The organism is Agromyces sp. NPDC055520 (assembly GCF_053619715.1).
The window spans coordinates 1-13,764 of the sequence record NZ_JBSHJY010000011.1 but is presented as its reverse complement, the minus strand read 5'-3'; the positions used below and the strand labels follow the sequence as shown (position 1 = coordinate 13,764).

Here is a 13,764-nt window from a genome sequence, read left to right as displayed (position 1 = left end):
CGAACCGCCGGCCGACGCCCTCGTCGACGGCGCCGAGCAGAAGGGCCAACGACCATGAGCACTGCACCACAGCAGACCGGGTGGATCGGATGGATCGGCTTCGCGGCCATCATCATCATCCTGAACGGCGCGTTCAGCGCACTGCAGGCGTTCATCGCACTGCTCGGCTCCAACACGTACTACACGGTCACCGAAGACGGACTGTTCCTCTTCGACATCACCGGCTGGGGATGGTGGAACCTCATCATCGGGCTGCTGCTCGTGCTCACGGGCGTCGCGCTCCTCTCGGGCGCGACCTGGGCGAGGATCGTCGCGATCATCCTCGTCTCCCTGAGCGCACTCGGTCAGCTGCTCCTCATCCCGGCGCAGCCGTGGTGGTCGGTCATCGTCATCGGCATCGACGTCCTCGTCATCTACGCGATCACCGCCCACGGCCGGGAGCTCAAGGCGGTCGAATAGTCACCGAGACGGCCGCAGGCGCTGGAACCGGGGGGTCCAGCGCCTGCGGCCACGGGCGTGCAATGGGAGTCGGTCCGCGTCCGCGGATCGCCGTAGGCTGTGGGCATGCAGAGCGAGACAGAGGGCGTCGGCATCGCTGTCGCGCAGTTCGCGCCGAATGACGATGCATCACGCAATCGCACCGAGATCGAGCGACTCGCCGCGCTCGCCGCAGCGCGTGGAGCCGGCCTCGTGGTCTTCCCCGAGTACTCGAGCCATTTCACTCCCGAGCCCGGCGAGGGGTGGCTCTCGGCGGCCGAGTCCCTCGGCGGCGCGTTCACCACCCATCTCGCCGCGATCGCCGACCGACTCGGCGTGCACCTCGTCGCCGGCATGATCGAACGCCTCGACCGGGCGGGCGACGACCCCGCCGATCGACGCGTCGCGAACACCGTCGTCGCGGTCGCACCGGGCGAGGGTGTCGTCGCCACCTACCGCAAGCTGCACCTCTACGACGCGTTCGGCCAGCAGGAATCGGCCTGGGTCGCCCCGGGGGTCATCGAGCCGCCCGAGATCTTCGAGGCACGAGGCATCCGCTTCGGTCTGCAGACCTGCTACGACGCGAGGTTCCCCGAGGTCACGCGCCGCATCGTCGACGCGGGCGCCGACGTCGTGTGCATGCCTGCCGAGTGGGTGCGCGGGCCGCTGAAAGAGGCGCACTGGCGAGTGCTCACGACCGCTCGGGCACTCGAGAACACGGTCTACGTCGCGGCGGCCGACCACGCGCCGCCGGTCGGCGCCGGCAACAGCATGGTCGTCGACCCCATGGGGGTCGAGCTGGTCACGATCGGCGAGACGACGGATGTCGCGGTCGCATGGATCTCGAAGGAGCGCATCGATGCCGTGCGCCGCGTGAACCCCGCGCTCGCCCTGCGCCGCTTCGCCGTCACCCCGCGCTGACTCGACCGGCGCTGAGCCGGCGAACCGAGTCAGCCGGCGCTGAGCCGGGCGAGCCTGGCCGCGGCCTCCTCGAGCACCTCGCGCCGCTTGCAGAACGCGAAGCGCACGAGGCCCGAGTACGCGGACTGACGGTCGGGGTGCACGAACGCCGTGACCGGCACGCCGACGACGCCCGCGAGATCGGGCAGGGCGCGGCAGAGCGCGCCGCCGTCGTCGTACCCGAGCGGCGAGGCATCCGCGATGATGAAATACCCGGCCTGCGGAAGCGAGATCGCGAAACCGGCCGCGGTGAGCCCCGCGGCGAGCAACTCGCGCTTGGCCGAGAGGGTGGCCGCGGCATCCACGAAGACGGAATCAGGCAGGCCGAGGCCGACCGCGACCGCCGGCTGGAACGGCGCGCCGCTCACGTAGGTGAGGTACTGCTTGACGGCGAGCACCGCCGTGACGAGCTCGGCGGGCGCGGTGAGCCAGCCGATCTTCCAACCCGTGGTCGAGAAGGTCTTGCCCGCCGACGAGATCGAGATCGTGCGCTCGCGAGCGCCGGGCAGCGTCGCGATCGGCGTGTGCACGGCGCCGAACGTGAGGTGCTCGTAGACCTCGTCGGTGACGATCAGCGCGTCGTGACGGTCTGCGAGCTCGACGACGAGCGCGAGCGTCTCGGCGTCGAAGACCGCGCCCGTCGGGTTGTGCGGCGAGTTCACGAGGATCACGCGCGTGCGATCGGTGACGGCCGCCCGCAACTCGTCGTGGTCGGGCTGCCAGCCGGCGCCGGGCTCGCGCGACCAGTGCAGCGGCACCGTGCGATGCACGCCGCCGGCCCGCGCGATGATCGCGGCATAGGCGTCGTAGTACGGCTCGAACGTCACGACCTCGTCGTCGGCGTCGACGAAGGCGAGCAGGGTCGCGGCGAGCGCCTCGGTCGCGCCGGTCGTCACCAGAACCTCGGATGCCGCGTCGAGTTCGATGCCGTACCACCGACGTTGATGCGCGGCGATCGCCTCGCACAGCACCGGCATGCCGATTCCCGGCGGGTACTGGTTGACCCCGTCGGAGATCGCCCGTCGCGCGGCCTCGAGCACCTCGGCCGGGCCGTCTTCGTCGGGGAAGCCCTGACCGAGGTTGATCGCACCCGTACGGGCGGCCAGCGCGCTCATCTCGGCGAAGATCGTTGCGGCGATCGTGCCGTCGGCGGCGAGGAGGCCGGCGCCGGCCGCGGTGCGCTGCCACGGTGCCAGGCCCGATGCGGGGGAGAAGTCGCTCACGTTCTCACCGTACTGTTCTCGCGCAGGTTCTCACCGAACGCGAGGGTGGCACGAGTACGCTGGCGCAGGCAGCGAAGCTCCCCGACCGCATTCGGAGGAATCCCGGCGCGGGGATAGCAGAGTCATAGACTCCGCCGATCGGGCACACAGCTTGCTTCGGGATGCTGGCATCGCTTGGAAGGAGCACACCATGACCGACACCACGAACGGCGCCGCGGGGGAGCCCCGCGACGGCGACGTCACGCCGACGCCCGCCGCCCCTGAGAGCGCCGCGCCCGTCACCGCTGCACCCGTCGAACCCCAGACTTCCGCTGCAGCACCTGCTGCGGCGACCACCCCTGCACCCGAGGAGCCTGCCGCGCCTGCCGCCGCGCCCGCAGCCCCCGCCGCGCCGGCCGCACCCGCTGCCGCGCCCGCAGCCCCGGTCACCCCGCCACCCGCCGCGACCGGCACGGTCTACGAGCCCGGCCAGGAGCCGCAGCCCTACTCGGCCCCGCAGTACACGAAGCAGCCGGCACAGCCCGTGGCCGCGGCATCCACCACGCCCGCCGCGCCCGCCGCGCCCGCTGCGCCGGTCGCCGCCGCATCTGTTGCCGCCGCCGCGCCCGCCGCCCCCCAGACGGCGCAGCCCGGCCAGGTGCCGCCGGCCTTCGGCGGCCCCGCCGAACCGCAGCAGACCCAGCCGACCGTTCCGCTCGCCGGAGTCGCAGCTCAGGGCGCGCCCGCCGCGCCGAAGCAGCGTCGCGTCGGCCTCGGCGTCGCCGCGGCCATCGTCGCCGCCGCACTGATCGGCGGCGCATCGGGCGCCGGTATCACCGCGCTCATCGCGAGCAACAACGGCACTCCGACGAGCGAGAGCGCGAACTCCGCACAGAACATCGTCGTCAACGACACCGACTCGGTCAACCAGATCACCGCCGTCGCCGCCAAGGCGAGCCCGAGCGTCGTCACGATCACGGTGTCGGGCGGTCAGTCGGGCGGCACCGGTTCGGGCATCGTGCTCTCCGAAGACGGCTACGTGCTCACCAACACGCACGTTGTGACCCTCGACGGCGCGACCGGCGAACCGACCATCCAGGTCAAGACGAGCGACGGCCACCTCTACACGGCCGAACTCGTCGGCACCGACCCGCTCTCAGACCTCGCCGTCATCAAGCTGAAGGATGCCTCGGGCCTGACGCCGCTCGACTTCGCCGACTCCGACAAACTCAACGTCGGCGACACGGCGATCGCGATCGGCGCACCGCTCGGCCTCTCGGGCACCGTCACCAACGGCATCGTGAGCGCGCTCAACCGCTCGATCGACGTGGCCTCCTCGGCCGCGCCGGCGACGCCCGACGACTCGCAGAGCGGCCAGGGCGACGAAGGCGACCAGGGCCAGGGCGACCAGGGCCAGGGCGACCAGGGCTCCGGCAGCCCGTTCGACTTCTTCTTCGACCTGCCCGCCCCCGACGGCGGCCAGACGCAGCAGCCGGCCGCGTCGGCCGGTCGCGTGTCGCTGCCGGTGATCCAGACGGATGCTGCGATCAACCCCGGCAACTCCGGTGGCGCGCTGCTCGACTCCGAGGGCAAGCTCATCGGCGTCAACGTCGCGATCCTCTCCACCGGCGGCGCCTCGTCGGGCGAGCAGGCCGGCAACATCGGCGTCGGCTTCGCCGTGCCGTCGAACCTCGCCAAGCGCATCGCCGACGAGATCATCGAGAACGGGTCGGCCACGCACGGCCTGCTCGGTGCGACGGTCACCTCGGCCGAGGCCGACGGCTCGAGCGACACGGTCGGCGCGCTCATCGCCGAGGTGCCCGCGGGCGGCGCGGCCGCCGACGCGGGCCTCGCGAAGGGCGATGTCGTCACCGAGTTCAACGGGGTGCCGATCACCGACCAGACCGACCTCACCGCGCAGGTGCGGGCGCTGCCCGGCGGTGCGAAGGCCGAACTGACCTTCACGCGCGACGGAGCGTCGAAGACGGTCACGGTCACCCTCGGAACCTTCGAGGGCTGATCAGCGCACGAACCCACGGCGGGTCCGGGTCCATGAGGCCCGGGCCCGCCTTCGTGCGGCCGTCGAGCGGCCGGGGCGTCGAGCCGCCGGGCCATCGGTGCTCGAAGTCGCGGCTGCTAGGCTCGATCGACCCGAGCGACGAGTGAGGAACATGCCCGAGAACCACCCTGAAGCGATGCCCGCATCGCTCCTCGGCGTCTCCTACGTCATGCCGGTGCTGAACGACGCCTCGCATGTGCGCGCTGCGGTCGAGTCGATCCTCGCGCAAGACTATGCGGGCCCCGTCGAGGTGCTCATCGCCCTCGGCCCCTCGATCGACGGCACGGGCGAGTTGGTCGCCGATCTCGCGTCTCGCGACTCGCGCATTCGCGTGCTCGACAACGAGGTGGGGTCGACGCCCGCCGGGCTCAACATCGGCATCCGCGCCGCGCAGTACCCCGTGGTGGTGCGCGTCGATTCGCATTCGATGCTGCCCGTCGACTATGCGCGCATCGCGGTCGAAGAGCTCGAGCACACCGCCGCCGACAACGTCGGCGGCATCATGGACGCGCGCGGTGAGACGCCGTTCGAGCAGGCCGTCGCACTCGCGTACACGACCAAGGTCGGCCTCGGCGGCAGCGCCTTCCACGTCGGCGGCACGGCCGGGCCGGCCGAGACCGTCTACCTCGGGGTCTTCCGCCGCGACGCGCTGTTCCGCGTCGGTCTCTTCGACGAGTCGATCAAGCGCGGTCAAGACTGGGAGTTGAACCGGCGCCTCCGCGAGACGGGCGGCCTCGTCTGGTTCACACCGCGGCTCGCAGTGACCTATCGGCCACGTTCCACCTTCGATCGGCTCGCGCGGCAGATGTTCTCGACCGGGCTCTGGCGCGGAGAGCTCGCACGTCGGTTCCCGTCGGCGAACGGCATCCGCTATTTCGTGCCGCCCGTCATGGTGCTCGGCGTCGCACTCGGTCTGGTTCTCGGCATCGCCGGCCTCGTGCAGGCCGCGCTCGGCGCGGCGCCGTGGCTGCTGCTCGGCTTCGCCGTGCCCGCCGTCTACCTGCTCTTCGTGATCGCCGCTGCGCTCGTGTACGCCCGCGGGCGCGGTGCACGCACGGCGGCGTGGTTTCTCGTAGTGTTGCCGTGCATACATGTCTCGTGGGGGGTCGGCTTCGTGCTCGGGTATCTCGCGCTGACGAGCAACATCGCCAGGCACACGGGAAGGTGACGCGGATGTCACAGGCCGAACCGGTCACCACGAGACCGAAGAGCATCGCCGAGCTTCGCGAGGTGACGCAGCCGCCCGAGGTGCGAGGTCGGCGCAACGCCGAGCACTGGACGGCGTCGCTGTACCTGCGCAATCTCTCGCCGTACCTCACGTGGATCCTGCTGAAGACCCGCATCTCGGCCAACGGCGTGACGGGCCTCATGATCCTCGTGGGCTGGTCGACCGCTGCGGCGCTGCTCATCCCGGGCATCTGGGGTGCACTGCTCGCGGTCGTGCTCGGCCAGTTGCAGATGCTCGTCGACTGCTGCGACGGCGAGGTCGCGCGTTGGCGCCGAACCTCGTCGCCCGCGGGGGTCTTCCTCGACAAGGTCGGCCACTACTCGACCGAGGCGCTCATCCCGCTCGCGCTCGGCATCCGTGCGGCGGCGTACCCGCTCGAGTTCCCCGCCGACTTCCTCTGGACCACGATCGCGGCGCTCCTCGCCCTCGTGATCGTGCTCAACAAGGCGCTCAACGACATGGTGCACGTCGCCCGCGCCAACGCCGGGCTCGCGAAGCTCGCCGACACCCACGGCGAGACGGCGCCCCGTGGCGGTCTCGTGGCCAAGCTCCGCAAGGCAGCGCGGTTCCTGCCGTTCCACCGTCTGTACCACTCGGTCGAACTCACGTTGATCGCGCTCGCTGCGGCGCTCGTCGGGCTGTTCGCGGGCCAGCCGATCACCGACCGGGTCGTGCTCGCCGTGCTGCTGCCGCTCGCGCTGCTCTCGCTGATCGGTCACTTCGTCGCGATCATGGCCTCCCGCCGTGTCCGGTCCTGATGCGGACGCGTCCGCCCGGCCCGCTTCGACGGGCTCGGCGAGCGTGACGCCGCGGGTCGGCGTCGTCGTGCTCACCATGGGCACCCGGCCCGACGACCTGGCACGCGGCATCCAGAGCATTCTCGACCAGCGCGGCGTCGTGACCGACGTCGTCTGCGTCGGCAACGGCTGGGACCCGGCGACCTCGACGCCGCCGCTGCCCACCGGCGTGAAGACGCTGCACCTGCCAGAGAATCTCGGCATCCCGGCCGGCCGCAACCGCGGCGTGCCCCTCGTGACGGGCGAGGCGATCTTCTTCCTCGACGACGACGCCTTCCTGCCGAGCGAGACATTTCTGGCCGATGGATGTCGCAAGCTCACCGAGCGGCCGGAGATCGGCCTGCTCCAGCCGCGGGTCGTCGACCCGACCGGACAGGTCTCGCCGCGCCGGTGGATCCCGCGCATCCGCAAGGGCGACCCGGCGCACTCGAGCAACGTCTTCTCGTGCTGGGAGGGCGCCGTGCTCATGCCGCGTGCGGTGTTCGACGCGACGGGCGGCTGGGCCGACCCGTTCTTCTACGCGCACGAGGGCATCGAGTTGGCCTGGCGGGTCTGGGACACCGGGCACGTCGCATGGTATGCCGGAGACCTCGAGGCGGGGCATCCGGTCATCGACCCCGCCCGCCATGCGTACTACTACCGGCTCAACGCCCGTAATCGCGTCTGGCTCGCGCGCCGCAACCTCCCCGCCGTGCTCGTGCCGTTCTACGTCGGCTCGTGGACGGCGATCCAGGTGCTGCGCTGGGCGCGGCAACCGGCGGCGCTGAAGGCGTGGTTCGGCGGTTGGCGCGCCGGCTGGCGCGAATACCCGGGCGAGCGGCGGCCGATGCGCTGGCGCACCGTCTGGCGCATGACGCTCGCCGGGCGCTCGCCCGTCGTCTGACGCCGTGCGCCGCGGCACGCGGTAACGATCGACTCTCAGTGCCGGTGAAGCGGCCGCCACGAGGCATCCGCTCAGCTCGGTCTCGCTACCCTTGCAAAGTGGGATTAAGGAAAGACGTGCGACGCGCCGTCAAGCTGGCCAAGGACATCATGTGGTCACGGCGCGCACAGCGCGCGCTCGGCGCGAAGCTCGCCGAGCACGAGCCGCTGCCGCAGCACCGATTCCGCGTCGGCGTCTACTTCGCCGACGGCAAGGTCAATCTCTACCAACTGCGCCAGTGGTACGCGCCGCTCGCCGAGCTCGCCGAGCGGCACCCCGTGCTCATCCTCAGTCGGGCGTCGGGCGCGGCGCTCACGCTGCTCGACGAGTCGCCGGTTCCCGTCGCCTACGTGCGCCGCGTCGCCGACCTCGAGCGGGTCATCGCCGAGCAAGACCTGCACGTGATCTTCTACGTGAACCAGAACGCCAAGAACTTCCAGATGATGCGCTACGGCCGCCGCTGGCACGTGTTCATCAACCACGGCGAGTCCGACAAGATGTACATGACGACGAACCAGTTCAAGGCCTACGACTACTCGTTCATCGCGGGCGATGCGGCCCGCGCGCGCCTCGAGAAGGTGCTCTGGGACTACGACTTCGACAAGCGCGCCATCGCGATCGGCCGCCCGCAGGCCGACCACTACCTCGACGGCGCGGCCCTGCCCTACACGCCCGACGAACGCGAGGTCGTGCTGTACGCGCCGACCTGGGAGGGCGACCGCGACGCCGCCGCCTACGGGTCGATCGCCACGCACGGCGTCACGCTCGTGCAGGGGCTGCTCGCGACGGGCCGTCACCGCGTCATCTACCGGCCGCACCCGCGTTCGGGCGTCGTCGACCACGAGTACGGCGCCGCGAACCGCGCGATCATCGCCGCGATCGAGGCGGCGAACGCGGCCGACCAGACGGCGCAGCACATCTACGACAACGGACCGAAGCTCGGCTGGCAGCTCGCGGCCGCCGATGTCGCGGTCGTCGACATCTCGGCGATGGTCTACGACCGGCTGGCGGCCGGCAAGCCGCTGCTCGTCACACGGCCGGTGAACGCAGAGGCGCAGATCGACACGTCTGGCTACCTGCAGGCGTGCGAATGGCTCGACGCAGCGGATGCCGCGGCGCTCGTCGCCCGCATCGATGAGGTGTCGCACGACGACTCGGCGCTCGAGCGACTGCATTTCTGGGTGGAACGGTACTTCGGCGACACGACGCCGGGCGTCACCACGGCGAGGTTCCATGCGGCGGTCGACCACCTCATGGCCGAGTGGGAGCGGTTCGCCGCCCTGCACGCCGCAGACGGCGACATCGATGAGCGCGACGTGCGTGCCGGTGAACAGGACGACGAGGAACTCGAGGCGTAGCTGCGCATCGGATCGTCGGGCGGTGGAGCCGGTGCGGAGTCACCGCCGCGGTTCGTCATCGTCGACGCGATGCCGTCGCAGCATCCGGTCGCCCGCGTCGACGTAGCCCTCGAAGAGGTCGACGACGGCGCGGAGGCGTTCGCGTGCGCGTTCGCCCTCGGTGAGCGCCGCTCCCGAGTGCAGCGTGCGGATGAAGGTTCGCGTCCGCTCGTGACTCGCGGCGAGCAACTGCTCGAATCCGCCGACGGCCTCCACGCGGAGGCGCCGGCTGCCGGGCTGGGGGATCGTTCGTGCGAGCCCCCAGGAGACGAGCTCGCGGACCGCGGTGCTGACGCCGCCGGTGCTGAGGCTCAACTCGGCCCCGATGGTGTCGAGGGTCTCCGGTTCGCTCCCGAGCAGCAGGAACCCGTACACCCTCCCGGTCGCGCGGGAGAGGTGCCACGAGGCGAGGGTGTCGCCGACCGACTCGATGAACTCGGTACGTTCGTCGCGCTCAGACATGGGGCACCGATGCGAGCAGGTCGAGGAGCGCGATCGTCGTGGCTTCGGGCGCATCGAGGGTCACCACGTGGCCGGCACCCGCGACCACGTGTTCGCCGACGCCCTCGGCCCTCGCCCACGCGGGCATCGCCGTCGCGATGTTGCCCGTGCGATCCAGTTCGCCGCGGATGAGGCCGAGGTCGACGGGCACCCGGTAGGCGGGGTCGGGGTCGACGAACGCGACGGTCGCGGCCCAGACGTCGAGGAACGAGCGCTTCGGCATGCGCGCGAACATCGCCTCGGTGGCCGCGATCGCCCCCGGCGTGACCGCCGAGGCGCGAGCCAGCATGCCGGGCAGTCGCGACGCCGGAATGAGCGACAGTGCGGGGGCGGCGAGGCGGAGCGCGGTGCGTTCGCCGCGGGAGAGCGGCCCGGTGTTCCAGGTCGAGTCGATCACGATGAGCGCGCCGGCTCGGCCCGGGTCTCTGCGCACGAGTGCCTGTACGACGTTGCCGCCGAGCGAGTGCCCCACGAGGGCGGGGCGACCGAGGGCCAGGTGGTCGAGGAGCGCCGCGAGATCGTCGAGCGCGGCCTGCCCGGTGAAGCGCGTGCCGGGTTCGAGGCTCGAACCGCCGTGGCCGCGCTGATCGAACGCGACGACCGCATGGCCGGCCTCATGAAGGGCGAGCGCCTGCGCGGCGAACATGGAGTGATCCATGCCGGCGCCGTGGACCAGCACGACCGGCCGCCGATCACCGTCGAGCATCGCGAAGCGGAGTGTCGCGCCCGGGCGGGCGAGCGTGCGATCCAGATTCAACATATTCTGAATATAGCGAAACTACAGTGCGTCGGGCGACTCTCCGGTGCTGTCGGCGGATTCCGGAGCCGCTCCGTCGCCGGGTCGTCGGGTGATCGCGCCGCGCGCGGCCCGCCCCGCGGCCTTGCCCGCGACCTGCCCCGCCGATTGGATGCCGCGGCCGGCGGTGAGCACGACGCCGCCGACGACGGCGCCGGCGCGCGACAGCCGCGACGCGGCCGAGCTCAGCATGGAGTCGCCCTCACGCGGCTCGAGCTCGAGCGGCAGCACCGGGGGAGCCTGGCCGAACGCCAGTCGGGACTGCTTCAGCACACGACGCCCGAGCACGCTGTTGCCGATGCCGCCGATCGCGGCGCCGATGCCGAAGGGGATCGCCTTGCCGATGATGCCTGCGCCGCCACGAACCGCGAACTGCTTGATGAAGACGCTGCGGAGCTTGTCGACGACCGGGCCCATGATCGCCTTGGGCATGCTGTTCGTGATGAGTTCGCCCCAATAGACGTTGCGGGCGGCGCCCGAGCCCGTGGCCTGACCGGCGAGCTGGCGCACCAGGTCGACACCCTCGTTGCCGAGCATGAGGGTCATCACGAGGGCGCGCGCACGGTCGGGGTTGTCGATGGCGATGCCGTGCACCTCGGCGACCGACTGCGCGAACAGGGCGGTGGCCTCGAGGAATCCCGCCGTCTCGACGCCGGACAGTGCGAGCGTCACGCCCGTGCCGATGCCGGGGATGACCGCGGTCGCGCCGACGGCGGCACCGCCCGTCGTGACGGCGGCGAGATAGCGGCGCTCGAGGATGCGCACGATCTGCTCGGGGCTCGCATCGGGTGAACGTCGACGGATGGCGCGGAGGTGGGCGACCACGATCGGCCGCTGGATCGCGAGCACGCGGTCGATTCCGCGCTCGACGCCGTGGGCGCGGCCCTCGTCGGTGGTGGATCCCGGGGACGCGGTGCTCCCGGAACGGTCGGAGTCGGGGTCGCCCTCTCGCGGCGCGCCCGAGCCCATCGAGGTGATCGTGTGCACGCGGTCTGCCATGGTGGGGTCGATCATACGAGATGGACCCGTGCGAACCCGCTACCCGGCGCCGTGCTCGGCGTTGTAGCGGGCGAGCACCTCGTCGATCGGCCCGTCGAGCTGCAGCGCGCCCTTGTCGAGGTAGAGGCCGCGTGTGCAGAAGCGGCGGAGGTCCCGTTCGTTGTGCGACACGAAGAACAGCGTGCGGCCGCCCGCGAGCAGCTCGTCGATGCGGCGATAGCACTTCTCGCGGAACGCCTTGTCGCCGACGGCGAGCACCTCGTCGACGAGCATGATCGGCTCTTCGAGCTGCGAGATCACGGCGAAGGCGATGCGCACCTTCATGCCGCTCGAGAGGTGCTTGTAGGGTGTTTCGAGAAAGTCGCCGATGTCGGCGAAGCCGATGATCTCGTCGAACTTCGCGTCGATCTGCGCGTTCGTCATGCCGTGCAGGCCGGCCGTCAGGTAGATGTTGTCGCGCACGGTGAGATCGTCGACGAATCCGCCCGTGATCTCGATGAGGGGGGCGACGCCGCCCGTGATCTCGACCGTGCCCTCGTCGGCGATCATGACGCCCGCCACGAGCTTCAAGAGCGTCGACTTGCCCTGGCCGTTGCGCCCGACGACGCCGATCGCCTCGCCGGGGCGCACTTCGATCGAGACATCGCGCAGGGCCCAGAACTCGCCCGGGCGGGTGCGGCGGCGGCGGCCGGCCAACAGGTCTTTGAACGAGCGGCGGCCGCGCCGGTTGCGCCGGAACCGGATGCCGAGCCCGGTGGTGCGAATGGCGAAGGGGGCCGAGGAGACGACGGTCGCGGCATCCATTTCAGATCTCTTTCAATACTTGGCGCTCGGCGGAGCGGAAGACCCACAGTCCGATCATGAGGATCAGGAGTGACATCACCGCGGCGACGGCGACGTTGAACCAGTCGAGTTCGTCGGGGTAGAAACCGGCGCGGTAGAGGCCGAAGATGCCCGAGAGCGGGTTGAACGCCGCCCAGAAGTGCAACTGGGGCGGCAGGTCGGTGACGCCGTAGATGATCGGCGAGGCGTAGAACAGGAACCGGAGTGCGAGCTTGACCGCCCGCTCGAGATCGCGGAAGAAGACCACGAGCGGTGCCACGATCAGGGCCGCGCCCGCGGTGAGCACGGCCTGCAGCACGATCGCGAGTGGGAACAGCGCGAGCTCCCAGTGCAGCTGCAGCTCGTCGCGGAAGATCACCGCGAACAGTGCGAGCACCGGCAGCGCGAGCAGGAACTCGATGCCCTTCGACAGCACGACGCGATTGACCCAGATCGTGCGGGGGATCATCGTCGAGCGCACGAGCTTCGCGTCTTTCAGGAACGCGCGCGTCGAATCGGAGACGGATCCGTTGAACCACATCCACGGCAGCAGCGCCGACAGCAGGAAGACGATGTAGGGCTCGGTGCCGACCGGGCGCTGGAAGACCTGGGTGAAGACGAACCAGTAGATGCCCGCCATGACGAGCGGATCGAGCACCGACCAGACGTAGCCGAGGGCCGACGTCGAATAGCGCACCTTCAGGTCGCGCGTCGTGAGCAGCCACAGCGAATGCCGGTACCTGGCCCACGGCGTCCGCTGCAGCGGGTGGGCGTCACCGTATGCTCTCGACACCGTGCTCGTCACGCTCTCATCGTAGATGGCGCACCGGGGTAGATTTGTCTGCAGACGGGTGGCAAGTGCCGAGCCCAGTCGGAAGGAGCCTCGTGCACCGCACCAGCACCCGCGTGATCTTGAGCTGTGCCGCGATCGGCGTCGGCGGTGGTCTCTTCGCCGCCGGAGCAGGATACGCGGCCGGACTCATCGCCGGTATCGCCCCGATGCTCTACGGCATCACGATCGGCTCGCACTTCCTGCCGAGCGCGGTCGCGCTCGCCCTGTTGAAGCGCCCGGGCGTCGGCATCCTCACGGGATTCATCGCGGGTCTCGTCGGCGCGGCATTCGCGCCGCACTGGATCCTGCGGTTCCTCGGCACCGGCCTGCTCGTCGGCGCGCTGCTCGAACTGCCGTTCTTCATCACGCGCTACAAGAACTGGTCGGCGTGGCTGTACTACGTCGCCGCCGGCGCATCCGGCCTGATCCTCGCCGCGGGCACGTTCATCGCCCTCGGCCCCGAACACTACGCACCGTGGTTCTGGGCGCTCTACCTCGCGATGTTCGCGCTGAGCCCCATCGCCTTCACCTGGCTCGGCCGGGTGATCGCGGCGTCGCTGGCGCGCGCGGGCGTCGCGCGCACGCTGACGTCCTGAGGCACGAGCAGAGCGAAGACAGATCTGCAGAAGACAGATCTGCATAAGACAGAGAAGAGGGGGGGGCGCGGGGGCTCCCCCCCTGTGAGGGGGTGGGGGGGGGTGGGGGGGGGGCAAACACCGGGGTGGGGCCCGGCCCGGGGTCGGGGGCGGTGGGAAAGAACCCCGAGGGGTGG

General features: G+C 70.6%; 14 protein-coding genes. 8 read left to right on the top strand and 6 right to left on the bottom strand.

The window, feature by feature from the left end:
• The first annotated feature begins 54 nt into the window (after window positions 1-54).
• Window positions 55-459, top strand: coding sequence for a DUF7144 family membrane protein (locus ACWGST_RS07065; RefSeq protein ID WP_452045955.1), 405 nt, complete (start codon window positions 55-57; stop codon window positions 457-459).
• A 105-nt stretch (window positions 460-564) separates the two neighbouring features.
• Entirely contained in the window at window positions 565-1,398 is an 834-nt protein-coding gene (locus ACWGST_RS07060) for a carbon-nitrogen hydrolase family protein (RefSeq protein WP_452045954.1), read from the top strand.
• 29 nt (window positions 1,399-1,427) lie between these two features.
• Here ACWGST_RS07060 and ACWGST_RS07055 read toward each other — a convergent pair whose 3' ends face one another.
• On the bottom strand, window positions 1,428-2,660 hold the full coding sequence (locus tag ACWGST_RS07055) for an aminotransferase class I/II-fold pyridoxal phosphate-dependent enzyme (RefSeq protein WP_452045953.1): 1,233 nt from the start codon (window positions 2,658-2,660) through the stop codon (window positions 1,428-1,430).
• A 190-nt stretch (window positions 2,661-2,850) separates the two neighbouring features.
• Here ACWGST_RS07055 and ACWGST_RS07050 point away from each other — a divergent pair, with 190 nt between their 5' ends.
• The 5 genes from ACWGST_RS07050 to ACWGST_RS07030 all read left to right on the top strand — a co-directional run bounded on the left by ACWGST_RS07050 (window position 2,851) and on the right by ACWGST_RS07030 (window position 9,003).
• Complete coding sequence (locus ACWGST_RS07050; protein ID WP_452045952.1) at window positions 2,851-4,659, top strand: S1C family serine protease; 1,809 nt, start codon at window positions 2,851-2,853, stop codon at window positions 4,657-4,659.
• 175 nt (window positions 4,660-4,834) lie between these two features.
• Complete coding sequence (locus ACWGST_RS07045) at window positions 4,835-5,866, top strand: glycosyltransferase family 2 protein (RefSeq protein ID WP_452045951.1); 1,032 nt, start codon at window positions 4,835-4,837, stop codon at window positions 5,864-5,866.
• Between the two features lie 5 nt (window positions 5,867-5,871).
• A complete protein-coding gene (locus ACWGST_RS07040; protein ID WP_452045950.1) occupies window positions 5,872-6,684 on the top strand; it encodes a CDP-alcohol phosphatidyltransferase family protein in 813 nt (270 codons plus the stop codon).
• A gap of 76 nt (window positions 6,685-6,760) precedes the next feature.
• Entirely contained in the window at window positions 6,761-7,606 is an 846-nt protein-coding gene (locus ACWGST_RS07035) for a glycosyltransferase family 2 protein (RefSeq protein ID WP_452046005.1), read from the top strand.
• Between the two features lie 98 nt (window positions 7,607-7,704).
• Window positions 7,705-9,003: a hypothetical protein gene (locus tag ACWGST_RS07030; protein ID WP_452045949.1), complete on the top strand. Its 1,299-nt coding sequence runs from the start codon at window positions 7,705-7,707 to the stop codon at window positions 9,001-9,003.
• A 39-nt stretch (window positions 9,004-9,042) separates the two neighbouring features.
• Here the strand turns inward: ACWGST_RS07030 and ACWGST_RS07025 are convergent, their stop codons facing one another.
• Genes ACWGST_RS07025 through ACWGST_RS07005 form a run of 5 tightly spaced genes read right to left on the bottom strand, consistent with a single transcriptional unit; the run spans window position 9,043 to window position 12,965 of the window.
• Complete coding sequence (locus tag ACWGST_RS07025; protein ID WP_452045948.1) at window positions 9,043-9,504, bottom strand: GbsR/MarR family transcriptional regulator; 462 nt, start codon at window positions 9,502-9,504, stop codon at window positions 9,043-9,045.
• Window positions 9,497-10,303 (bottom strand): alpha/beta fold hydrolase, encoded by an 807-nt coding sequence (locus ACWGST_RS07020; RefSeq protein WP_452045947.1) that lies wholly within the window; start codon window positions 10,301-10,303, stop codon window positions 9,497-9,499. The genes ACWGST_RS07025 and ACWGST_RS07020 overlap by 8 nt, the downstream gene beginning before the upstream one ends.
• Before the next feature lie 18 nt (window positions 10,304-10,321).
• Window positions 10,322-11,338, bottom strand: coding sequence for a hypothetical protein (locus tag ACWGST_RS07015; RefSeq protein WP_452045946.1), 1,017 nt, complete (start codon window positions 11,336-11,338; stop codon window positions 10,322-10,324).
• A 39-nt stretch (window positions 11,339-11,377) separates the two neighbouring features.
• Window positions 11,378-12,142, bottom strand: a complete 765-nt coding sequence (locus ACWGST_RS07010) for an ABC transporter ATP-binding protein (protein ID WP_452045945.1) — start codon at window positions 12,140-12,142, stop codon at window positions 11,378-11,380.
• 1 nt (window position 12,143) lies between these two features.
• Window positions 12,144-12,965, bottom strand: a complete 822-nt coding sequence (locus ACWGST_RS07005; RefSeq protein WP_452045944.1) for an ABC transporter permease — start codon at window positions 12,963-12,965, stop codon at window positions 12,144-12,146.
• Window positions 12,966-13,045: 80 nt separating this feature from the next.
• Here ACWGST_RS07005 and ACWGST_RS07000 point away from each other — a divergent pair, with 80 nt between their 5' ends.
• Window positions 13,046-13,588 carry an ECF transporter S component gene (locus ACWGST_RS07000; protein ID WP_452045943.1) on the top strand — a complete coding sequence of 181 codons (543 nt, stop codon included), beginning with the start codon at window positions 13,046-13,048 and terminating at the stop codon, window positions 13,586-13,588.
• Window positions 13,589-13,764 lie beyond the last annotated feature (176 nt).